The organism is Falsochrobactrum shanghaiense (assembly GCF_003149535.1).
GTDB classification, from domain to species: Bacteria; Pseudomonadota; Alphaproteobacteria; order Rhizobiales; family Rhizobiaceae; genus Brucella; species Brucella shanghaiense.
Genome location: NZ_QGDB01000002.1, coordinates 37167 through 60139, shown reverse-complemented (window position 1 = coordinate 60139; position 22973 = coordinate 37167). Strand labels below are relative to the sequence as shown.

The following is a 22973-nucleotide window of genomic DNA, read 5'->3' as shown; positions in this document are numbered from 1 at the left end:
CTATCTGTAAACAAACTCCGGATTCGCATGCCGGAATCAGACCACTAGCGGACGCCAGCAGCATTTTGGAATTCGCGGATAATTTCAGGCCGGTTTTCCGTGATATAAACGGTGTCGACCGGCACCAGATTAAGATCTGCGGGAGCTGACCCGTCGGGAAATTTGATCTCGACCTTGGTATTGACAGGGACAAGAGAGACAATGTCGGAAGTAACCTTCTGGCCTTCCGGGCTCAATAACCAATCGGCAAAGGCTAGGCCTGGCTCGGGATCCTTGCCATTATCGATGACTGAAACAGCAAATTGTCCAGCCGGGACGCCCTCTTCAGGCCAATTCCACCAGACCTTCTCACCGCGAGCAATCGGATCGGTCAGATAGAACGATAATTGGAATCCCAAAGGCCTTTCGCCACTCACAAGCAAATCTCTGATCGGCCCATGCGCGCTGACATATTGTGGATTGAGGTCCTTCAGCTTGGAAAAAAAATCCCAGCCATAGGGTTCTTTGCCACCTAAATGCTGCGTGACCATCCAAAAGAGATTATGCACGCCTGCAGAACTCTGCGGGTTAGCCATAACGATTTTGTTGGCCCATTTTGGATCCAGCATTTGAGCGAAAGACGTCGGAGCATCCTCTTTCGAGATTTGTCCAGTATTAAATCCAATAACATAGAGCATCATCCCGACTGGAGCGGTTTTCTGATACTCACCAACACGAACCTGATCCAGCAAATCATCGAAATGTTTTGATTCAATCGTATGATAAAGACCTTCGTTGCGCCGTCCCAGAGCTTGTATTTGTGGCATATCCGTCCACAAAACATCAGCTTTTGACTTTCCGCTCCGAATCTCCATCCCTACCTGAGCAATGATTTCTTCAGTTGGGCCATATAGTATATTGAACTTAACCGGCTTTCCGTATGCATTTTTAAAATGCTCCAGCACAACCTCTGCCTGATCCCGCGGGACGCCTGTGTAGATATTCAGTTCTGCTTCAGCGTGAGCATTAACAGGAGCTACAAACACACTACTTGCTATGATGCTTGCTGCTGCGAACAACCTTGTGAACGTTCTTCTATTCATAATTTTACTTCTCCTCCTTGGTTTCGTTATTTTTTACGCTTTATAGTGGCGGCATAGATGAGCCCTAGACTTACTGCAATCAAAGCAAACATAAGAACAGCCATTGCTGCCGCGCCCTGCAACCCCCCTTCGCCTTCCCAGCGGCCCAGCAATGCTGTGGAGACCACTTGCGTATCGACCGAGCGCAACATGATCGACATGGAGAGCTCCGGGAAGCACAACACGAAGACAAGTGCGGCGACTGATATGATAGCTCCGCCAATGAGTGGCAGATCAACATCAAGCAGTGTTTTAAACTTTGACGCGCCAGTCATACGGGCTGCTTCCGATAGCTCCGTAGAAATTTGCATAAGGGCCGTTTGGATTCCTCGAACGCCAAAAGAGACATAGTGAGCAACATATGCGAGTACGAGAATAGACAGTGTGCCTGGCAGCCCGAGGAACTGGAAAGGAGGGTTCAAATAGGTCACGAGCACAGCGATGCCGAACGCCGTTCCTGCTAACCCCAATGGTAGAATAGCAATGTAATCGACAAGGTCACGCCCTGTCGCTTTAGTCCGAACCAGAATATATCCGCAGACCAGACCCAGTATCACAACAATGAATGCGGAAACACTTGACAATATCAAGCTATTGACCAGCGCATTACGCGTAAACGCATCAGTGACAAGACCCGTATAATGATCGAAAGTGATATTATCCCAGCTGAATCCTAGTGATGTTGCCTTCAATAAAGAAACATAAATTAATGTAGCGTAAGGCAATATGCAGGCAAAGAAAGTATAAATGAATGTCATTACAGTTAAGACATGACGCCAGGAACCAATATCAACAATGGTGTTGCGTGCCCCACGATGCCCAACGGTTTCATAACGTTTTTGCGCACGTATGGAACGTCGATAAATTATGACAGCTATAACCGCAATTACTGTTGCGAGCACTGAAAGAACTGAAGCTTCTTTCATGTCATCCACAACAAGTAACGATTGCCGAATAGAAATTGACAATACATTTATCCCAAGCACCTGTGCCGTACCATAGGTTGCCAGAGTCAGCGTGAAAGTAAGAATGAAGCCGGAAAATAAAGCCGGTGAAATGATTGGGAAGGTAACTCTGAATAAGGTGGATACTGGCCCAGCTCCCGCAATACGGCTGGCTTCCTCCATAGAACTGTCAAGACTTGTCAATGATGGGATCAATTGCAATGAACAGATGCCGATACCCATCGGAACGCTCAGCAGCACAAAGCCGGTCAGGGAATAGATATTAAAAGGCCCCACTAAGGTCTCTAGACCCAATAGATCGCGTATGGCGACATTGATAAAACCGGAGTTTGGACCGAATAACAGAACATACGCGAAAGCAATCAAGAACCCTGGGCTTATAATCGATATTAATACGGTGGCATGGAAAAGCCCCTTACCCCACATGCGGGTGCGGGTTACGCCAAAAGAAAAAATAGCGGACAAAGCCAGACTAATTAGCGCCACGGCGCCAGATAATGCCAAGGTATTAATAATCGAGTTGAGGTTGTAGCGGCTTTGCAATGCTCGTATAAAATTCATGAACGTCAGCCGTCCAGAATTATCTGTGAACGCTTCAGTAATGAGGGAGAACAACGGAAGCAGAATCAGCCCAGCAAATATTAAGAGAGTTAACGTCAGTAAAGCTCCACCGTCCGTCCACCATTTCGACAAGCCCATGCTACGCATTGGACGGGCCCCTAACTCTTGAGCCATAATTACTCTCCTCCCAAGAATATTTTTTGCAGCTTGTGGGCAATACTGATGCTCACCACGCTTTGCACTGCGCATGAGTGTATTGTGATTTGGCAGCCCAGTTATCCAAGTGATCGTCCCTAAAATACAAAGCCATATATCAGGTCCAAAAACATTTGATCTTTCGAGTTTTGTTTACGCATAACTCCGCAGCAATATGCATTAGTGAACTGAATTTAATGCCCAGTCGGCCTGTAATTTGCGTTTTTCACGAACCGGGTTGAGTTTTGCGAGCGACACCCCCAGATTGGCGGCGGCAAGCGTTGCGCCGAGATCTGCCTTGCCCTGACCGGCAATGTCAAAAGCCGTGCCATGTGCAGGCGTGACCAGCGGGAAGCCATAGCCGGCAATCAGCGTGACACCGCGGTCAAAGCCGATCAGCTTCATCGCGATCTGGCCCTGATCATGATACATGGTCATGACGGCATCGAATTCACCGCGAATGGCGCGAACGAAAACCGTATCGGACGGAATAGGCCCCTTGGCGTTGATGCCTTCAGCGACCGCCTGTTCGACTGCGGGAGCGATAATATCGTCGTCTTCATGGCCGAAATTGCGGCCATCGCCGGCATGGGGGTTGAGCGCTGCCACGCCAATACGCGGATTGGGTTTGCCCGCGCCGGTCAGCACTTCATCGGTCAGCCGCAGGCTGTCTAGAATACGCTCGACGCTGAGCCTGGACGCCACTTCGCGCAGTGGAATATGCGAGGTCACGCGCGCGTTCCAGACTTCATCAAGCACGTTGAATTCACGGCCGCTGCGTGCGGCATTGATGGCCGAGTCGATAAAGCCGATTTCATCGATATAAGACGGGCGGGACAAGCGCATCGAGTGCTTGTTGAACGGGGTGAACATGGCCACATCGGCCAGTCCCGCATCGGCAAGGCGGAGAACGGCAGCAAAATTTTGCAGCGAAGCCTTGCCCGCTTCAGCGCTGGATTGGCCCAGCGTCAGCTTTGCCGGATCAAAATTTGCCAGATCGACAAAGACCTTGCCGGAGGGAAGGCCATTGACCAGTTCGTCGGCCTGCAGCACCGGAATATCAAGCGTCACCCCCGCATGGTCCTGACCCATTTTGAAAACTCTGGCGTCGCCCACGATGATAACGTCGCGGTCCGCCATGTCGGAATGAGCAAGAAGCTTTGCGGCAAGTTCCGGGCCCACGCCGTTGGCATCACCAATCGCAAGTGCAGTCCGCATTGTTTGTTCCTTTATCCTTTGTCGTTCATCGGGGGAAACGACATTCATTTCCTGAAATCAGCAGATGCCCGAAAGCACGTCTGGTTTGTCATGTGCCTGCCGTCACTCACCGGCTTTTGGCCAATTCGTCTGCGATTGTGCGGGCGCAAAGGGCCAGCGAAATTGCGCCTGCATCGGGATGGCCGATGCTGCGCTCGGCCAGCGGGCGGGCGCGGCCAAGTTTTGGCGTAAGCTTTGCGGTTGCCTTAGCAGCCTCGGTTGCTTTCTCCGCTGCCAGCTTCCATGCTTGTGGCAAGGATCGGCCTTTTTCGACTTCGGCTGAAAAAGCCTCGCTGAAGGGGATGAAGGCATCAACGAGGGTCTTGTCGCCGGGTTTTGCGCCGCCAAGACGAACCACCGCGTCCAATGCGGATTGCACCGCTGCGGCCAGATTGGCCGCACTGATTACAGCATCATTATCGAGCGTGGTGCCGAGCGCACGCAGAGCCACACCCCAAAGGGCGCCGGAGGTGCCGCCTGCGCGATCCGCCCAGGCATCGCCCGCAAGGGCAAGCACGGTTGCAGGGCCTGCGCCTTCCTTTACAGCGTGAGCAGCGGCTTGCGCAGCAGCGCGTGATCCGCGTGCCATGCCCTGTCCATGATCGCCATCGCCTGCTTGCGCATCAATCCGGCCCAGTTCCTCTTCTGCATCAGCCAGCGTTGCTGCCATGCGCGCAAGCAGTTGCGCGACACAGGCACCAGACTTGCGGCCCTCCTCGGAAGCGGCCTCTATAGGGCTTGTGGTTTCATCGACAATAATTTCATCGCTGGTCCCGGCAGGCACGGCCACGATGCCGCGACGCAAAGCGGGAGCATCCGCAGGGGCGCACCAGAATTTCTCCAGCTCTTCATCAAGCCAGGTGAGAGAAACCGAGCAGCCGGCCATGTCGAGGCTGGTTACAAGTTCGCCCACTTCCGGCTCGATGATGGTCATGCCCTCATTTTCAAGCCGTGCGGCGACATGGTGCCAAAGAACGAAAAGCTCTTCATATTTGGTCCGGCCCAGCCCGTTGAGCACAACCGCAATGCGGCCATTGTGCCCTGCGGGACGCTCGTTCAATAATGGCGCGAGCAGCATGTCGGCCATTTCACGCGCGCTGACCATCGGCTCATTGCGAATGCCGGGTTCGCCGTGGATACCAAGGCCAAGAGCGACGGTTCCCTTATCGACAGTAAAGAGCGGAGCGCCCTGTCCGGGGAGTGTGCAGCCATCAAAGGCTACACCAAAGGAAACGGTGTTTTTGTTTGCACGCTGGGCAATCACCTCAACTTCATCGATGTCCAGCCCTGCTTCGGCAGCACTGCCCGCAATCTTGAAGACCAGAAAATCACCGGCAATACCGCGGCGTTTATGGGCTTCTTCAAGCTTCGCGCTGGCCACATCGTCAGTGACTGCAAGAATGCGCACATCAATGCCATCGGCCCGCAGCCGTTCCGCAGCAGCGCCAAAATTAAGCACGTCCCCGGCATAATTGCCAAAACCGAGAATGACGCCGCCCCCCTTATTGGCAAGGCGTGCGACCTGCGCCACAGCACTGGTGGATGGCGAGGCAAAAACATCACCGGCTACCGCGCCATCGGCAAAGCCCTGCCCCACATAGCCAAGAAACGCCGGATAATGGCCTGACCCTCCACCAACGACGAGCGCGACCTTGCCTTTGGGCGAAGCCGCCGCGCGCAGGGCACCATGAGGCACGGCGCGGACATGATTGCGATATGCATGGCAAAAACCCGCAAGGGCCGTTGCGGCGAAATCTTCAGGAGCATCGAATATATGCGTCATTTTTTATCCGTTCCGCTGGCAAGAACCTGACGGATATATTCGCGGTTCAGAGCACAAATGCCCAGACCGTCACCGCCATAATGTTCAACAAGGAACGGACTGTTGAAGCCATGTTTCAGGGCTTCGCGAATGGCCGCACGCCAGTTGATCGTGCCGCCAAGCAGCGGTGCGGGATGGGTGAGGATTTGCCCGGTGGCCGTGTCTTCCATCCGATAGTAGTTCTTGACGTGCCAGTAACCGGCAAATGGCGCACAAAGGGCCATCATTTCCTGCCATGGCTCGACGGGCCGGTGAAGCCGGATGAGGTTGCCGATGTCCAGATTGAGCTTGACCGAAGGCATGTCGAGATCGGTGGCAAAACGCACGGCGTCTTTTGCCGTCCCGATATAGGTGTCTTCATACATCTCCAGCGAGACCTGCACGCCAACTTCATCGGCATGGCGGCCAAGCTCGCGAATGCGCTCAAGGGCCAGCTTGTAAGTGGCGGCATCGTCGGGGTTTTTCTCGCCCGGCTCGGTCCAGAACCATAATGCTTTTTGCTGGGCAGGCGTGAGAGGGCCAAAGAAGCCGAAGCTGACATAGCCTGCGCCGATTTCGGCGGCGCAATCGATAACGCGATGGCCATAGGCAAGGTGCTCGGCACCAAGCACGGGATCGATCACGCTGCGGCGTGAGGTGGAAATAGCCGGGACAGACAGGCTGAGATCGCCGCAAAGCGCCATGAAATCGGCACGCCGCGCCGCATCAAGATCAGCAATACGCAACCAGGAATCTGTCGGATCAACGGCGTTAAAACCAGCATCGGCCACGTCCGTGAGGCTTTCCGCCCACACATCCGGCCCCGAATCCTGCACCAGGCTGCCGTCGGCACGCTTGCCGGGAAAAGGAATCATCGCTGCCGCAATGGGCCAGCTCTTTGCATCCCACATGTACTCAACTCCTCCACAGAGTACTCAGCCAACTCGATGGCTGGGGTATCTCCCTCACCAACTCGTTGAAATGTCCGATCCTCCGAATCAGGCATTTCATCAAGCATAGCGTTTTAACAATTATGTATCAATTATTTTGCATACAAAATACTTTTGTTTAAATTGACAAGTGATTTGGAACTGCTTAGCCAGAAGAAAAGGGAGGAATGCGCTTGGAAGCCACAGAGCTCGATACCGCGACGCAGCCATTACCGGCTGATCAGATCGGCAGGTTTTCACTTCACGAAGCGATCCTCAATCGCCTGCGCGACATGATTATTACGGGCGAGTTGCAGCCGGGAAACAAGATCAACGAGGCACAGGTGTGCGCGCGGCTCGGAGTATCGCGCACGCCATTGCGCGAGGCGCTCAAATATCTCGCCAGCGAAGGTCTGGTCGAACTGGTCCCGCGCCGGGGCGCTGTGGTCAAAAAGTTCACCTCCAAGGAAACGCGCGATATGCTTGAGGTGATCAAATCACTTGAGCAACTGGCTGCGGAGCGTGCCTGCGAGGTCGCTTCCGATGCAGGCATCGCCAATATCCGCCACATGCATGATGAAATGGTTGCCGCCTATGAGCACGGCGATCGCCTGACCTATTACAAGCTCAACCAGAGCATACATCTTGCAATCGTCGCGCTGGCGGACAATGCCGCCTTGTCGGATGTGCATGCGATCTTGCAGACCCGTCTGAAGCGCATCCGCTTCGTCGGCCATGAAGGTCCGGTCAAATGGGCGGCGGCGGTGGGCGAACATGTCGAGATGATGGAAGCACTGGAAATGCGTGACGCCAAACGGCTCAAGGAGGTGATCGGTCGCCATCTGACCGAGGCGTGGCTGCGCGTGCGTGATGTCGCCTCGGTCTGAATCGCATTACTAGCCCTTGCGGCCGGATCGGCAGCAAGCCAGAATGCGCTATCCAAATACTGTTACAACGGCTTTCTTCGTTGCTGCGACAATCTGATCTGCTTCGTCACGGGTCAGGCAAAGGGGCGGCGCAAACCCCAGAATATCGCCCTCCGGCATGGCGCGTCCGATGACGCCATTGGCAAGAAGTGCCGCCGATACTTGCGGGCCGATCTTCTGCGACGCATCAAAAAACTTGCGATCATCGCGATCTTCGACAAATTCGATTGCCGCCATCAGACCTTCGCCGCGAATTTCGCCCACATGTTTGTGATCGGCAAGCGCATCCTGCAAGGTTTTACGGAAATAAGCGCCGGTAGAACCGGCATTTTCTACCAGCTTCAGTTCATCGATGAGTTGCAGATTGGCAACCCCCGCCGCCGCACAAATCGGATGCGCGGAATAGGTCCAGCCGTGACCGATCGGCCCCATCTGGTCCGAACCCTGTACGAGCACCTTCCACATGCGCTCGGACACGATTGAGCCTGATAATGGCGCATAAGCGGAAGTGAGTCCCTTGGCGATGGTAATCAGATCAGGCTTCATGCCATAATGCTCCGAGCCGAACATGCTGCCCAGACGGCCAAAGCCGGTCACGACTTCATCAGCCACAAGCAGAATATCGTAGCGGTCGAGAACGGCCTGAATTTTTTGCCAGTAACCGGCAGGCGGCGGCACGATTCCGCCAGTCCCCAACACCGGCTCGCCGATAAAGGCGGCAATCGTATCCGGCCCTTCGGCAAGGATCATTTCTTCCAGCTTGTCCGCACAATATTGCGCAAACTGCTCTTCATTCATGGAGCGATCCGGGCGGCGGAAATAATAGGGAGATTCGGTATGAAGAATGGGCGCGCGCGGCAGATCGAACGCATTGTGGAAAGCGCCAAGCCCCGTCAGACTGCCGGTCATGACGCCGGAGCCGTGATAGCCGCGCCAGCGCGAAATGATTTTCTTCTTTTCCGGGCGACCCAGAATATTATTGTAATACCAGATCAGCTTGATGTTGGTCTCATTGGCATCGGAACCGGACAGGCCAAAATAGACCCGGCTCATATGGTCCGGCGCGCGGTCGATAATCATTTTGGAAAGCGTAATCGACGCTTCGGTCCCATGCCCGACATAGGCGTGGTAATAGGCAAGTTCATGCGCCTGTTTGGCGATTGCATCGGCGATTTCCTTGCGGCCATAGCCGACATTGACGCAATAAAGCCCGGCAAAGGCATCGAGGCTCTTGCGCCCGTTCACATCGGTAATAAAGACCCCTTCACCGCCGCCCAGCACGCGCGTTGGCGTTTCGCCGCGCGCATGCATACCCATATGCGTGGAAGGGTGGAAGAAATGGTCGCGATCCCAAGCGGTAAGTTCATTGCTTTTATTCAACATTGTCATGTCCTTTCCTGTCACGACGCATTCAAGCGACGGTATCGATGCACAGATATTTGAGTTCGGTGAAAGCCTCGATGCCCTGATGCGCGCCTTCGCGCCCCAGCCCCGACTGTTTCCAGCCGCCAAAAGGAATGGGCGCGCCGGTGATTTTGGCGCGGTTGATGGCGACCATGCCATATTCGAGCGCCCGGCCCATACGAAGCTGCCTTGCACCATTGGCCGTCACCACATAGGCGACGAGGCCATATTGCGTGGCATTGGCGCGTGCGATCACCTCTTCTTCGCTATCGAAAACGCTGATCGCCGCCACCGGACCGAATGTTTCTTCATGCATGAGCGCCGCGTCGTGAGGCACATCGACAAGCAATGTCGGCTCGAAGAACAGCGTGTCACTCTCGACGCGATTGCCGCCGACGCGAATTTTCGCGCCGCGCTCGCAAGCGTCATGTACATGTTCTTCTACTTTATCGACGGCGCGACCATGCATTAACGGGCCGATTTCGGTCGCGGGATCAAGCCCGTTTCCGACCTTCAACGCGGCGATGCGCGATGCGAAAGCGTCCGCAAAGGCTTCATAAATACCGCGCTGCACGAATATGCGGTTCGCGGCGAGGCAATCCTGCCCGGAAGTGGCAAATTTTGCAGCCATCGCAATATCCGCAGCGCGGTCGATGTCAGCATCGTCGAAGATAATCAGCGGCGCATGTCCGCCCAGTTCCATGACAAGCCGCTTTACGGTTGCAGCACATTTGCCGGCGATCATCTTGCCGATCTCGGTGGAACCCGTAAAACTGAGTGCGCGCACACGTTCGTCACGGCAAAACGCATCGACAATCGGAGCGGCTTTCCCTGTGACGATATTGAAGACGCCCGCCGGCATGCCCGCCCGTTCTGCAAGTTCGACCAGCGCCAGGGCGGAAAGCGGTGTTTCCGATGAGGGATGGATAACGACGGGACAGCCCGCTGCGATGGCTGCTGCGGCCTTGCGCGTAATCATGGCATTGGGAAAATTCCACGGTGTTACCAGCGCAACAACACCAAGCGCTTCACGGCGCACCAGCATTTCCGCATCGGGCAGATGGCTTGCTATGGTCTCGCCATTAAGGCGCTTCGCTTCTTCCGCGAACCATTCGATGAAGGAGGCGCCATAATCGATTTCACCACGGGATTCGCCAAGCGGCTTGCCTTGTTCCAGCGTCATGAGCACCGCGAGATCCTCACGGTTCGCAAGGACAAGCTCATACCAGCGGCGCAATATTGCCGCACGCTCCTGCGGCAACCGACTGCGCCACGCAGGAAAGGCTTTTTCTGCCGCATCGATGGCAAGCACCGCCTGCGCTTCATCAAGGCTTGCGACGCGGGCAAGCCGCCTGCCTGTCGCCGGATCGGTGACGGCAAAGGTCTCTGCGTTTTTACCCGCCACCCAGCGCCCGTCAATATAGGCCAATTCGCGGAAAAGATGTTTGTCCTGAAGCCTGCCAAGGCCGTCATGCCCTATCGGATGATCCAGAATGGCGTTCATTATGCTTCTCCCGTTTCTACGGAAAAGCATGACACGATCTGGAGCGACAATCGGACTAAAGAGCGATGCCGGACGAATGAATTGGACTATTCTTGCCCCGCCGGACAGGCAGATCGGTCTATTCGGATTGCTCTGCCAGCAAGGATAAGGGCAGACTGGTCTTCTCGTCCTTGACCAGCTTGGTCACGATATAGGTGAAATAGCGCTCGATCCCGATATTCTGGTCTAGCATACGATCGATCAGACGCTGATAGCTGTCTATATCGTGCGCCGCAATCATCAGGAAATAATCGACGCCACCGCCGACCGACCAGCAGGACACAATTTCAGGAATAGCGCAAACCGCGCGCTCAAAGCGGTCGAAATCGCTCTGGCGATGATTTCCGAGCGTGATCTGCACGATGACATGCGCGATGGATGCAACCTTGCGCGAAGCGATATGCGCATGATAGCCGGTAATGATGCCCGCTTCTTCAAGCTTACGCAGCCGCAGCCAGCAGGGCGTGGGTGAAAGACCGGCCTTTTCCGCAAGCGCCGATCTGGTAATCCGCGCATTTTCCTGCACTGCCTGGAGAATACGCAGATCGACGGCATCAAGCTTGGGAGCAGTTTTCATTGCACGGTTCCAGTGTCGGCGAGACGAGATTGCATCTTGTGCCCTTCTCATTGGCATGGCCGCTTCCCGGAGACAAGATCGGGCAAGCCAAAAACCGCTACAGGTCAAAATTGTAATGATCCAATATAATCATTGACATGATCTATATGCTCTTCCAAACATAGTGCCAACAATAAGTAATAAATATATGGGGAACGAGGATGCGGCCTTACGGTTTCGCAAGGGGGCTTTATTGCGCCCGAAATATACTCATCTGCCGTCGCGCCCTGACAACGCTTCGTTACCCTTCAATCCTTTGCTTGGAGTGGCAGGCGTCGTGACGGGGATGGTTGGCATTGCAGAAATAGAGGCGGCGCGTGAAAGGCTGAAGCCCCATGTCGCAACCACGCCGCTTGTCCGTTCTGAAAGCCTGAGCGGGCAAATGGGTGTGCCGGTCTTTCTCAAACTTGAAAATTATCAGCCCACCGGCAGCTTCAAGCTGCGCGGCGCGACCAATGCGCTTTTGTGCCTGTCTGAAGAAGAGCAACGTAAAGGGCTTGTGACCGCCTCCACCGGCAATCATGGGCGCGCGCTGGCACATGCCGCATCCGCGCTGGGGCTAAGGGCCACGATCTGCCTTTCAAGACTTGTGCCGCATAACAAGGTCGAAGCCATTCGCAAGCTTGGCGCGCAAGTGTGCATTATCGGCAAATCGCAGGATGAAGCGATGGCGGAAGCGGAGCGGTTCGTGCGCGAAAAGGGCATGAACGAGATCCCGCCCTTTGACGATCCGCGCATCATCGCCGGTCAGGGAACCATCGGACTGGAGATCGTCGACGCACTTGCCGATGTGGCAACGGTGCTCGTGCCTTTATCTGGAGGCGGGCTAGCCGCCGGAATTGCGGCAGCGATCAAGGCCAAACGACCAGAAGCGAAAGTAATCGGTGTTTCCATGCGGCGGGGGGCCGCCATGCAAGCCAGCCTTGCAGCGGGAAAGCCGGTGGAGGTTGAAGAACTCGACACATTGGCCGATTCTTTGGGCGGGGGCATCGGCCTGCACAATCGCTGGACTTTCAATATGTGCCGGGCCTTGCTCGATGATGTGATCCTGCTTGATGAGGAAGAAATCGCCGCCGGTATCCGGCATGCGGCGATGACGGAGGGCGAAATCATCGAAGGGGCTGCGGCTGTGGGTATCGCAGTCATGCTTGCAGGAAAAATCCGGCCCGAAGGGCCAACGGCGATCATCATATCGGGCGGCAATATCGACCCCGAACAGCACCGCGCAATCATGGAACAAAGCTATCTGAGGGCAGGCTGATGGCAACAATGACTATTCTGACTGAAAGCGATCTCCGGCAGTTTGTGACGCTGGATCGCGAAAGCATTGCCTGCATTGAAGATGCATTTCGGGCACTTGCCAGCGGTGGTGTGCAGATGCCGCCAATCCTGCGCCTCGATATTCCCGCCGAACGCGGCGAAGTCGATGTGAAAACCGCTTATATTCCGGGGCTGGACAGCTTTGCTATCAAGATCAGCCCCGGTTTTTTCAACAATCCTTCAATCGGCCTTCCTTCAACCAATGGCTTGATGATCCAGTTTTCGGCGAAAACCGGGCTTATTGAGGCATTATTGCTTGATAATGGCTATCTGACCGACGTGCGCACTGCCGCAGCCGGTGCTGTTGCCGCAAAATATCTTGCGCGCGAAAATGCAGGCATCGCGACTGTTTTCGGCGCAGGCATGCAAGCGGGGCTGCAATTGCAAGCTTTGATGCTCGTGCGCCCCATCACGCAAGCGCGGATCTGGGCGCGGGACAGGGCGAAAGCCGAAAGCACCGCGAAGGCGCTGGCCGAAAAACTCGGCATTGATGTCAGAGCCGTCGCCGATCCGCGCGAAGCCTGCCGGGGCAGCGATATTCTCATCACCACGACACCATCGGAAAAACCGCTTCTTCAGGCCGACTGGCTGGAACCCGGCCAGCATATAACCGCCATGGGTTCGGATGCCGAACATAAAAACGAGATCGATCCGGCGGTCTTTCGCCGCTCTGTCATCTATGTCGCCGACAATCTCAAGCAGACACGCAGACTTGGCGAATTGCATCATGCGATAGCCGCCGGAATTGTCGATGCGAATGCCAGCTTTCCGGAACTCGGCCAGATCATTCTTGATGCCAGAACGCTTCAACGCAGGCCGGACGACATCACATTATGCGACCTCACCGGCACCGGCGTTCAGGACACGGCCATCGCGCGCCTTGCCACACAGCGCGCCGCTGCGCACAGCGCCGGGATGAAAATCGATTCAAGCAAAATTGCAGGAGCCAGCCAATGAGTGCGGAACTCAACTTTACCCGCGCGGAATATGATCAGCGGATCGCAAAAACCCGGCATGCCATGGAAAAGGCAGGCATCGATCTGATCATCGTCACCGATCCGTCGAACATGCATTGGCTGACCGGTTATGACGGATGGTCCTTCTATGTGCATCAATGCGTCGTGCTGGCGATGGACGGAGAGCCGATCTGGTACGGACGCGGGCAGGACGGCAATGGCGCAAAGCGCACGGCATGGCTGAGCCACGACAATATCATCGGCTATCCCGATCATTACGTGCAGTCCACCGAGCGGCATCCGATGGATTTGCTGGCCGCGACCATAGAAGAACGCGGCTGGGGCAAAAGCACCATCGCCGTTGAATTCGATAATTACTGGTATACGGCTGCTGCCCACCACGCCTTGCAGAAGCACCTTCCCAATGCGCGCTTCAAGGATGCGCAGGGCCTCGTCAACTGGCAGCGCGCAGTCAAAAGCCCTACCGAAATCGATTATATGCGCAAGGCCGGACGTATCGTTGAAGCCATGCACCAGCGCATTGTCGAAAAGATCGAGCCGGGCATGAGAAAATGCGATCTCGTCGCTGAAATCTACGATGCGGGCATTCGCGGCGTCGATGGGTTTGGCGGTGATTATCCGGCCATCGTGCCGCTATTGCCCTCCGGCATCGACGCTTCGGCGCCGCATCTCACATGGAACGACCTGCCGATGAAAACCGGCGAAGGCACGTTTTTCGAAATCGCCGGTTGCTATAAGCGCTATCATTGCCCGCTCTCGCGCACGGTCTTTCTCGGCAAGCCGACACAGGCATTTCTGGACGCGGAAAAGGCGACGCTTGAAGGAATGGAGGCCGGGCTTGCAGCCGCCCGCCCCGGCAATACATGCGAAGATATTGCCAATGGCTTTTTCGCCGTGCTGAAAAAATACGGTATCGTCAAGGACAACCGCACCGGCTATTCGATCGGGCTTTCCTATCCGCCCGATTGGGGCGAGCGCACCATGAGCCTTCGTTCCGGTGATCGCACCGAGCTGCAACCGGGCATGACCTTCCATTTCATGTCCGGCCTGTGGCTTGAAACCATGGGACTGGAAATCACCGAAAGCATCGTCATTACGGATACGGGTGTCGAATGCCTTTCCAGCGTGCCGCGCAAACTGGTCGTCAAGGATTAGGCGATGATGCATACGACGCCACCCCGCCCCTCTCCCATCACGCCGACCATCGATCTTGAGCGCGACGGCGTGCAGCACGGGCATTTGCGCCTGCCATGGTCGCGCGACGATTCTGCGTGGGGGTCGCTGATGCTGCCGATCTGCGTCATTCGCAATGGTGACGGACCGACCGCGCTCCTGACGGGCGGCAATCATGGCGACGAATATGAAGGCCCGGTGGCCCTTTACGATCTTGCCGTCAATCTGAAACCCGAACGGATAAACGGACGCGTCATCATCGTGCCTGCGATGAATTTTCCCGCCTTCATGGCCGGAACACGCACCTCGCCCATCGACAAGGGCAATCTCAACCGCAGCTTTCCCGGTCGCCCGGACGGAACGGTCACGGAAAAGATTGCGGACTATTTCACACGCTATCTTCTGCCCGCAGCCGACATCGTCATGGATTTTCATTCCGGCGGCCGCACGCTCGATTTCCTGCCCTATGCGGCAGCGCATGCCTTGCCGGATAAAGCGCAGGAGGCCCGTTGCTTTGCCGCTGTAAAGGCTTTTTCGGCGCCTTTTTCCATGCGGATGATCGAAATCGACGCCGTTGGCATGTATGATACGACCGCAGAAGAAGCGGGCAAATTATTTGTCACCACCGAACTTTCGGGCGGCGGCACGATTTCAGCGCGCACGGCGGCAATTGCGAAACGTGGGATCAGCAATGTTCTGCGCCATGCGGGCATTCTGGAAGGCGGGGTCGAGCATTCGCCCACTACATGGCTCGATATGCCCTCACAGGATTGTTTCGGCTTTGCCGAAAATGACGGACTTCTGGAGCCGCTTGTCGATCTGGGCGCAGCGGTTCGCAAAGGTAACGTGATCGCACGCGTGCATGATGTGATCCGCACCGGTGCTGCGCCGCAGGAATATCGCGCGGCACTCGATGGCATTCTCGCGGCCCGCCACTTTCCGGGGCTTGTCAAAATGGGCGATTGCCTTTCCGTGATCGCGACGATCAGCGAGGAACCGTAAATACCTGAAGCAAAAGCCGGGGCAACAACCAACCGGCATTCATACAGAGGAGTGAACACAATGCGCATGAAACTTCGTACAATCTCCGCCCTTCTTTCCGCGGCAGCCGTCATTGCCTTGACGATCCCTTCGCAGGCAGTAACTCTGGACGAGCTCAAAAGTGCTGGTTTCGTTCGCGGCGCCACCGCCAACGAAGTGCCTTACGGCTATATGGATGCAAGCGGCGCGGCCAAGGGTATCGGCCCGGACGTAGCAGCCGCGATCTTCAAGAAACTCGGTCTGGAAGAAATAGACTGGACCGTCACGCCTTTCGGCTCGCTTATCCCCGGACTGAAAGCCAAGCGCTTTGAGTTCGTAGCAGCCGAACAGGCCATCCTGCCCGAACGCTGCAAGCAGGTACAGTTCAGTGTACCCAATTCAAGCTACGGTGAAGGACTTCTGGTCCCCAAGGGCAATCCGAAGAACATTCACTCCTATGACGACATCAAGAAAGACCCCTCGATAAAGGTCGCCATCGTTTCGGGTGCCGACCAGATCGACTTCCTGCACGCCATGGGCATCGAGGACTCGCAGATCGTGATGCTTCAGGGCAATGCCGATGCGCCCTCCACCGTGCAGACCGGGCGCGCGGATGCTTATGCGGCAACGGAACTGACCGTGGCAAAGCTGGTCGAAAACTCGCCCGAACTTGAGCAGGCCCATCCTTTCACCGATCCTGTCATTGACGGCAAGCCCGCACGAAGTTTTGGCGCTTTCAGCTTCCGCCCCGACGACAAGGAGTTTTTCGACGCCTTCAACAAGGAGCTGGTCGAGTTCAAGAAGACCGACGACTACGCGAAGATCCTCATGACCTATGGCCTGAGCGAAGAGAGCGTGGAAGCGGCGCGCGCGGCGGATACCGAAAGCCTTTGCGCCGGAAAATAATCGCTATCGAGCCTGCCGCTCCGTTTATCCGGGGCGGCAGATTTTGTTCCTGCCGGGAGACGCCCAAATGAACTGGACGGAGTATCTTCCTGCCCTTTTTGAAGGCGCAAAAATCACCATCGTTCTCGCTTTGAGTTCGATGACGCTGGGCGCAATCATGGCATTTGCCGCAGGCATTGCCCGTTTTGCCGGCGGACCGATCCTTTCCGCGATTGCAATCGCCTATATCGAAATCTTTCGCGGCACCTCGCTTCTGGTGCAGCTGTTCTGGCTTTACTATGCCCTGCCCCTGATGGGCGTTTCCTTCGACCCGATCACCACAGGGATCGTGGGGCTTGGCCTCAATATCGGCGCTTATGGCGCGGAGGTCGTGCGCGGAGCCTTGCAGGCCGTGCCCGAAGCCCAGCACGAGGCCGCGCGGGCGCTCAATTTCAGCAGGGGGCACACGCTGTTTCATGTCATTCTACCGCAGGCGGTGGTGGAAATGATGCCAGCTTTCGGAAATCTTGCCATTCACAACCTCAAGGACACAGCACTCGCTTCACTGATTGCGATCAGCGACCTGACCTTTCAGGCACAGCGGCTTCGCAATCTCACGCTCGATAGCGTGACGATCTATTCCCTCACATTGCTCGGTTATTTCGCCATGGCGCTCGTTCTGTCCGCGGCTATCCGCTGGCTGGAGCGGCGTTTGAAACGGCAAATGATGCTAGGGGGCTTCGCATGATCTATGGTTACGCCTGGGACACCACGTCCTCGCTTTCCTTCGCCATATCGATCCTGCCAATTCTGGCAATCGGGCTTACCGTAACATTGAAAGCCGCTGCCGCTGGCTTCGCCATCGCGCTGGTTCTCGGCCTTGTGTTTGCGCTTTTGCGCCGCAGCCGTTTTGTCTTCATATCCTGGCCGACTGTGGTGGTCGTCGAATTCCTGCGCGACACACCGCTGCTGGTGCAGCTTTTCTTCCTTTATTACGTGCTGCCGGTCTATGGCATCATATTGCCCGCCTTTCTCACCGGCGCACTGGCGCTGGGGCTGCAATATTCGGCTTATACGTCCGAAGTCTATCGCGGCGGCATCGACGCTATCGCACGCGGGCAATGGGAAGCGGCGCGGGCACTCAATCTGACGCCATGGCGCACCTATCGCGATATTGTCATTCCGCAGGCCATACCCCGCATCATTCCGGCCATGGGCAATTATCTGGTTTCCATGCTCAAGGAAACACCGGTGCTTTCCGTTGTCAGCATTGTCGATATGCTCAACCTCGCCAATCTCATCGGCGACCGCACCTTTGAATATCTGGTGCCGCTATCGATGGTCGGCCTGATCTTCCTCATTCTCACACTTATCTGCTCGGCGTTCATCCGCCTGCTCGAACGCACTCTTCCAAAAAACGGGATCGCTCTCAAATGACCGACGAAATTATCCGCTTTCAGGACGTGACCAAGCGCTTCGGGGCGCTGACGGTGCTGGATCGCTTCAATTTCTCGGTCACGACGGGCGAGAAAGTAACGCTGATCGGCCCTTCAGGATCGGGAAAATCGACGGTTCTGCGCATTCTCATGACGCTGGAACCCTTTCAGGAAGGCACGCTTGAACTGGTCGGAACGTCCTATCATGAACCCAATGGAAAAGGCCGGTTTCAGGCCAGCGAAGCACATTTGCGCAAGATACGCACCCATGTCGGCATGGTGTTTCAGAGCTTCAACCTGTTTCCGCATATGTCGGTGCTGCGCAATATCGTCGAAGCGCCGATCCATGTACTGGGCATGAAGCGCGACGAGGCGGAAGCCCGCGCACTCGACCTGCTCTCGCTGGTTGGCCTGACCGATAAGAAGGATCATTATCCGTCACAACTTTCCGGCGGGCAGCAACAGCGCGTAGCCATTGCGCGTGCGCTCGCCATGCGCCCGCGCGTGCTTCTGTTCGATGAACCGACATCGGCGCTTGATCCGCAACTGGTGGGCGAGGTTCTGGCCGTCATACGCAGTCTGGCAAAGGAGCACGATCTCACCATGCTGCTTGTCACCCATGAAATGCGCTTTGCGCGCGAGGTTTCCGATCGGGTCTGCTTTTTTGACAAGGGACGCATCTGCGAACAGGGAACACCCGACCAGATATTCCATGCGCCCACACAGGAACGCACCAAGGAGTTCCTGCAATCGGTTCTTTGATCAATCAAGCCTCACGCAATCGAGCTTACGTCATAGACGGGCGGCAATTGCGTGAAGGTTTCGCGGATGGTTTCAAGCGCGTTTCGCAAAGCCTGACGTGACAGTCTTCCACCCAGGCATATGCGGATTCCACCATGATTGCGGTCGCCGCCAGCCACGAAGGGATCGGAAGGCGTGACCGCCACCCCCTTGCTGGCCAGCGCACGAACCAGCCCGTCTTCCGACCAGTTGCGCGGAATTCCCAGCCAGGCACAGAGTGACAGCGGATTGCTGCCAAGAATATGCGCACCGAGAATATCACTCACCAGCGCCTGCCGGGAGCGCAATTCACTGCGCTGGATTTCCAGAAGTTCAGTGGTGGTTCCATCCTCAATCCAGCGGCTCGCCATTTCGGCAACCAGATTGACACCGCTCCAGCTCGTCACCCGCAGGATGGATGATACCCGGATGGAATAATGCGTGGGAACGACGAGATAGCCGGTCCGCAAGCCGGTCATGACGGTCTTGGTGAAGCTGGTGACGAAGAAGCCCAGTTCCGGCAAAAGTTCGACGATAGAGGGCAGTTTCTCTTCCAGAATGGGCTTGTAGACCTCATCCTCTATCACGCAGACACCAAAGCGCCGGGCAATTTGCGCAATGGCGATACGCCTTTGGACCCCCATCAAATGGCCGGTCGGGTTGCCGAGGGTCGGGATATGGACCAGCGCCCTGACATCTCCTGCTGCGCAAGCCGCTTCAAATGCATCGGGCAGAATGCCCTGCTCATCGGTCGGCAGGCCGCGCAGGGTAAAGCCGAGCACATTCGCCAATCCTATAATGCCGTGATCGGTCAGGCTTTCGGTCAGCACGACCTCGCCCGGCTGCACAACGGCCGCCACAGCGAGAAACAGCCCATGGGCCGCTCCGTTGGTAATGACGATGCGCCCCGGATCGACGTCGACGGAAAGCCCCTGCAACCAGTCGCGCGCAATACCTCGATGACGGTCAAGTCCGGCGATGGGGCGGCAGGGCCGCATGAAGTTGGCATTCTCGCTCTGGCTGAGTTCGGCGAATAGCTGGCGCGACGCATTTTCATGCGCTTGCGTATAGACCGCGCGAATGATCGACAGATCGGCAGCACCGCTTGGATCGCGGTCCAGCATGAAACTATCGGCGCGCTCCGTCACACGATTGCAGACATAGGTTCCCCGCCCGACTTCACCGCGCAGATAACCGCGGCGCTCCGCTTCCTTATAGCTGATGCTCACCGTCTGCACGGAAAGGCCAAGCTGGTGGGCAAGATCACGATGCGTCGGCATGCGCATTGAAGGCTGGAGAATTCCCCGGTCGACATCCTCGACTATTTTTTCCGTCAAAAGCCGATGCTTGGTTATTCCCTTGCGCATTTCCAGCCTGGGCTGCCAGGAATTTCCATCTGCACCGTCATGACAAGACATGAATTGATCCTACCAATCATCAAAACAATCATGACAATCTATCCGCCAGACAGTGCATGTTGCAAGCCTATCTTCAAGCAGGCTTTGAACAAGTGTCGCTCGGCGCTGCACACCGCCAGCGCCACCGGGACGGCAACAGGCTTTGCCAGACCGATAATCGCTGCTCATTCTGTAGCGATTATCGGTATCAAAAGCCTGCTGCCTACGTGATGCATCTGTCTGAGATTACTGTTTAACCGCTTCCACCTGGATTTTCAGGGTAACCATTTTTTCCATTCCCTCTTTCACGAGGTAGTCAACGCCCCACTGGGTGCGATCGATCGTCGTTTCAAAATCGCCACCGCAAACTTCGGCATTAACCATCGGGCTTTCATAGCAGTTGAATTTTGTTGCCTTGAGTTCAACCGGATGGGTCTGCCCCTTCATGGTGAGGTTGCCCTCAACGGAGGTCAGTTTCTTGTCGTCAAAGTTCAGTTTTGTCGATTTGAAATCAATCGTAGGGTGTTTTTCGACGTCCAGAATGTCGGAACTCAGCATATGCTCGTCGAACGCCTTAAATCCGGTATTGAGGGTGTTTACCGGGATCGATACGGAAATATCGCCCGACATTTCTTCTTCCACGAACGTAATGTCACCATTGATGCCGTAGAAACCACCGCTATTGGTAGAGGTGTTAAAGTGATCAATATAAAATCTGGCATTGGTATGTGCCGGGTCGATTTTATAGTCCGCTGCCTGCGCCGCCGCGACAGACATAACAACACATGCCATAGAGAGTGCGAGTTTTTTCATTGTAATACTCCAGTTATATAAGATCTTGATGTTACTTTTGCTCTATTGCCGTTGATTGGAAGAATGTTTTTTAGGCACAAGTCCAACCCTCGCCGTAAATACTGCGACAAGATTTTCAGCAATATGTGATGAGGCTCGTTCTGCGGGGCTAGAGCGGTTCTTGTTTAAACGGAATCGTTGGAACCGCTCTATCTATTTGTTTTTACGCATTATCCGGACGCAAAACCGTTTCACACTTTTGCTGGAAATGCTCTAGATACGCCGAACGTGCTCCTTGCCAAGCTTTGCGATGCTGTCGACGCCACTATGCAAAACCGCATCAACCGTTTCCTGATGGAAATAGCGGATGACACTGTCGACACCGCTGGCTCCACCAGTGGCAAGGCCGAACATGACTGGACGACCAATGGCTACGGCGTCTGCGCCAAGCGCCAATGATTTCACAACATCGGTCCCGCGACGAATGCCACTATCCAGAATTATCGGCACCTCTCCCTTCACTTCTTCCGCAATGGAAGGAAGAACGGTAATGGATGCAGGCGTTCCATCCAGTGCACGACCGCCATGGTTGGAAACCTGTATGGCTCCGGCACCCGCAGAAATAGCTGCGCGGGCATCTTCAGGGCGGGTCAGGCCTTTGACTATCACGGGCAATCCCGTCTCCTTACGGATCATTTCGACGTCGCTCCAGGACAGGTTGGTCTTGAACCTGGTTGAGCGTCCTGCCGGGAAATTCCCGTAAGGGAGCCATGGCCGAAGCTTGCCCAAATATTCATATTCATCCGAAGATCCCTGACCAATGGAGTCTACGGTGAGGATGATCGCTTTATAGCCTGCCGCTTTGGCCCTTTGCAGCAATTCGCGGGAGAAGCCTTCATCCACGTCCAGATAAATCTGAAACCATTTAGGACCATCCGATGCCTTGGCTATATCCTCAAGGCTTGCGGTCGATGCACTCGAAACGCTCAGGAGACCGCCGGTTTTCGCGGCACCTTTGGCCGTCGCCAGTTCGGCTGCCGGGTGATGCAGGCCGTGGCTGCCAAAAGGCGTAATGATGAGAGGGTGTGGAAGCTGTGTGCCCAGCAGGTTGACGGAAAGATCAATCTCCTCACGTACAATTCCCTGCATCCGGTTAGGCGTCATGACGTAATCGTCCCAGGCTCTCTGGTTTTCAGCCAGCGTCCATTGCCGGCCAGAGCCATTCTTCACGAAAACATAAGTGCCCTTGTTGTAAAAGCGCTTGGCTTCTTCTTCCAGAATATCGATGTTGAAAACTTCAAATGACTTGTCGATGCCCTTGCGCACAATATTGAGCGGTTCGGTATTCGCTTCTTCAGGAACCTGAGCCATAGCCGATGTCACCGGAGAAGCCAAAGCGGTTGCGGCAAGCCCTGCACCGGCGAATTTAAGCAGATTGCGGCGGGAAGCATCCTTTGGGTGGGATGCGACTTCAACGTCTTTGGTGTCTGAAATATTAGAATCGGAATTCATATTTGGTTCTCCTTTTATACGCGAAGTCAAAGCTGGTGCTGCCGGTGGCATGGAACGACCGTCAAGAAGCAGGTAACTCAATTCAAGCTATGCATCGCAGACAGTCGTTGCAAGAAAATGACCCTGAACAGTGTGTTCATGATTTACCTGTCGTCAGCTTCATAAGCCGTCTCAACCAGTCTTGTTTCTGAATGACCGGGAGTGCGGGAGGTCTGTCAGCCTTGCCTGCCCGGCCTGTCGGCGTCATTCGCGCGCAGAACCGCATCCTGCCGGAAAACCACTTCTTGCAGGACGATTTTGAGGCGCAGATTGCGGCCAATGCCTCCTTCGGGCGCGGCCACACCAGACAGTCATAGCCTGTCG

21 protein-coding genes are annotated in these 22973 nt (G+C 55.5%); 10 read left to right on the top strand and 11 right to left on the bottom strand.

What is annotated here, in order from left to right:
• Positions 1-44: 44 nt before the first annotated feature.
• The 5 genes from DKP76_RS04265 to DKP76_RS04245 all read right to left on the bottom strand — a co-directional run bounded on the left by DKP76_RS04265 (position 45) and on the right by DKP76_RS04245 (position 6811).
• Positions 45-1082 (bottom strand): ABC transporter substrate-binding protein, encoded by a 1038-nt coding sequence (locus DKP76_RS04265; RefSeq protein WP_109705225.1) that lies wholly within the window; start codon positions 1080-1082, stop codon positions 45-47.
• Between the two features lie 26 nt (positions 1083-1108).
• Complete coding sequence (locus DKP76_RS04260; protein ID WP_158279406.1) at positions 1109-2821, bottom strand: ABC transporter permease; 1713 nt, start codon at positions 2819-2821, stop codon at positions 1109-1111.
• Between the two features lie 201 nt (positions 2822-3022).
• The gene (locus DKP76_RS04255; RefSeq protein ID WP_109705223.1) at positions 3023-4060 is read right to left on the bottom strand and encodes a 4-hydroxythreonine-4-phosphate dehydrogenase PdxA; all 1038 of its coding nucleotides are present in this window, start codon (positions 4058-4060) and stop codon (positions 3023-3025) included.
• Positions 4061-4166: 106 nt separating this feature from the next.
• Positions 4167-5882, bottom strand: coding sequence for a dihydroxyacetone kinase family protein (locus DKP76_RS04250; RefSeq protein ID WP_109705222.1), 1716 nt, complete (start codon positions 5880-5882; stop codon positions 4167-4169).
• Complete coding sequence (locus DKP76_RS04245; protein WP_109705221.1) at positions 5879-6811, bottom strand: sugar phosphate isomerase/epimerase family protein; 933 nt, start codon at positions 6809-6811, stop codon at positions 5879-5881. Before DKP76_RS04245 ends, DKP76_RS04250 begins: the two co-directional genes overlap by 4 nt.
• A gap of 212 nt (positions 6812-7023) precedes the next feature.
• On the opposite strand from DKP76_RS04245, the gene DKP76_RS04240 reads away from it, so the two are divergent.
• Positions 7024-7716, top strand: a complete 693-nt coding sequence (locus DKP76_RS04240; protein ID WP_245410140.1) for a GntR family transcriptional regulator — start codon at positions 7024-7026, stop codon at positions 7714-7716.
• Between the two features lie 48 nt (positions 7717-7764).
• Here DKP76_RS04240 and DKP76_RS04235 read toward each other — a convergent pair whose 3' ends face one another.
• The 3 genes from DKP76_RS04235 to DKP76_RS04225 all read right to left on the bottom strand — a co-directional run bounded on the left by DKP76_RS04235 (position 7765) and on the right by DKP76_RS04225 (position 11279).
• Complete coding sequence (locus tag DKP76_RS04235; RefSeq protein WP_109705827.1) at positions 7765-9138, bottom strand: aspartate aminotransferase family protein; 1374 nt, start codon at positions 9136-9138, stop codon at positions 7765-7767.
• Between the two features lie 28 nt (positions 9139-9166).
• The gene (locus tag DKP76_RS04230) at positions 9167-10663 is read right to left on the bottom strand and encodes an NAD-dependent succinate-semialdehyde dehydrogenase (protein WP_109705219.1); all 1497 of its coding nucleotides are present in this window, start codon (positions 10661-10663) and stop codon (positions 9167-9169) included.
• A 118-nt stretch (positions 10664-10781) separates the two neighbouring features.
• Positions 10782-11279 carry an Lrp/AsnC family transcriptional regulator gene (locus DKP76_RS04225; protein WP_109705218.1) on the bottom strand — a complete coding sequence of 166 codons (498 nt, stop codon included), beginning with the start codon at positions 11277-11279 and terminating at the stop codon, positions 10782-10784.
• Positions 11280-11604: 325 nt separating this feature from the next.
• Here DKP76_RS04225 and eutB point away from each other — a divergent pair, with 325 nt between their 5' ends.
• From eutB to ehuA, 8 genes are all read left to right on the top strand, one after another.
• Complete coding sequence (eutB, locus tag DKP76_RS04220) at positions 11605-12579, top strand: hydroxyectoine utilization dehydratase EutB (RefSeq protein WP_109705217.1); 975 nt, start codon at positions 11605-11607, stop codon at positions 12577-12579.
• Positions 12579-13595: a cyclodeaminase gene (locus DKP76_RS04215; protein ID WP_109705216.1), complete on the top strand. Its 1017-nt coding sequence runs from the start codon at positions 12579-12581 to the stop codon at positions 13593-13595. Before eutB ends, DKP76_RS04215 begins: the two co-directional genes overlap by 1 nt.
• Positions 13592-14770, top strand: a complete 1179-nt coding sequence (gene doeA, locus DKP76_RS04210) for an ectoine hydrolase DoeA (protein ID WP_109705215.1) — start codon at positions 13592-13594, stop codon at positions 14768-14770. Before DKP76_RS04215 ends, doeA begins: the two co-directional genes overlap by 4 nt.
• Before the next feature lie 3 nt (positions 14771-14773).
• On the top strand, positions 14774-15790 hold the full coding sequence (gene doeB / locus DKP76_RS04205) for a N(2)-acetyl-L-2,4-diaminobutanoate deacetylase DoeB (protein WP_109705214.1): 1017 nt from the start codon (positions 14774-14776) through the stop codon (positions 15788-15790).
• A 60-nt stretch (positions 15791-15850) separates the two neighbouring features.
• Positions 15851-16714, top strand: a complete 864-nt coding sequence (ehuB, locus tag DKP76_RS04200; protein ID WP_109705213.1) for an ectoine/hydroxyectoine ABC transporter substrate-binding protein EhuB — start codon at positions 15851-15853, stop codon at positions 16712-16714.
• A gap of 67 nt (positions 16715-16781) precedes the next feature.
• On the top strand, positions 16782-17441 hold the full coding sequence (ehuC, locus tag DKP76_RS04195) for an ectoine/hydroxyectoine ABC transporter permease subunit EhuC (protein ID WP_109705212.1): 660 nt from the start codon (positions 16782-16784) through the stop codon (positions 17439-17441).
• On the top strand, positions 17438-18130 hold the full coding sequence (gene ehuD / locus DKP76_RS04190; RefSeq protein WP_109705211.1) for an ectoine/hydroxyectoine ABC transporter permease subunit EhuD: 693 nt from the start codon (positions 17438-17440) through the stop codon (positions 18128-18130). Before ehuC ends, ehuD begins: the two co-directional genes overlap by 4 nt.
• Positions 18127-18891 carry an ectoine/hydroxyectoine ABC transporter ATP-binding protein EhuA gene (gene ehuA / locus DKP76_RS04185; protein WP_109705210.1) on the top strand — a complete coding sequence of 255 codons (765 nt, stop codon included), beginning with the start codon at positions 18127-18129 and terminating at the stop codon, positions 18889-18891. The genes ehuD and ehuA overlap by 4 nt, the downstream gene beginning before the upstream one ends.
• Before the next feature lie 11 nt (positions 18892-18902).
• Here the strand turns inward: ehuA and ehuR are convergent, their stop codons facing one another.
• The 3 genes from ehuR to DKP76_RS04170 all read right to left on the bottom strand — a co-directional run bounded on the left by ehuR (position 18903) and on the right by DKP76_RS04170 (position 22610).
• Positions 18903-20327 (bottom strand): MocR-like ectoine utilization transcription factor EhuR, encoded by a 1425-nt coding sequence (ehuR, locus tag DKP76_RS04180; protein ID WP_109705209.1) that lies wholly within the window; start codon positions 20325-20327, stop codon positions 18903-18905.
• Between the two features lie 225 nt (positions 20328-20552).
• Positions 20553-21119, bottom strand: coding sequence for a YceI family protein (locus DKP76_RS04175; protein ID WP_109705208.1), 567 nt, complete (start codon positions 21117-21119; stop codon positions 20553-20555).
• A gap of 252 nt (positions 21120-21371) precedes the next feature.
• Positions 21372-22610: an alpha-hydroxy-acid oxidizing protein gene (locus DKP76_RS04170; protein WP_158279405.1), complete on the bottom strand. Its 1239-nt coding sequence runs from the start codon at positions 22608-22610 to the stop codon at positions 21372-21374.
• Positions 22611-22831: 221 nt separating this feature from the next.
• On the opposite strand from DKP76_RS04170, the gene DKP76_RS19745 reads away from it, so the two are divergent.
• A complete protein-coding gene (locus DKP76_RS19745) occupies positions 22832-22966 on the top strand; it encodes a hypothetical protein (RefSeq protein WP_280953521.1) in 135 nt (44 codons plus the stop codon).
• Positions 22967-22973 lie beyond the last annotated feature (7 nt).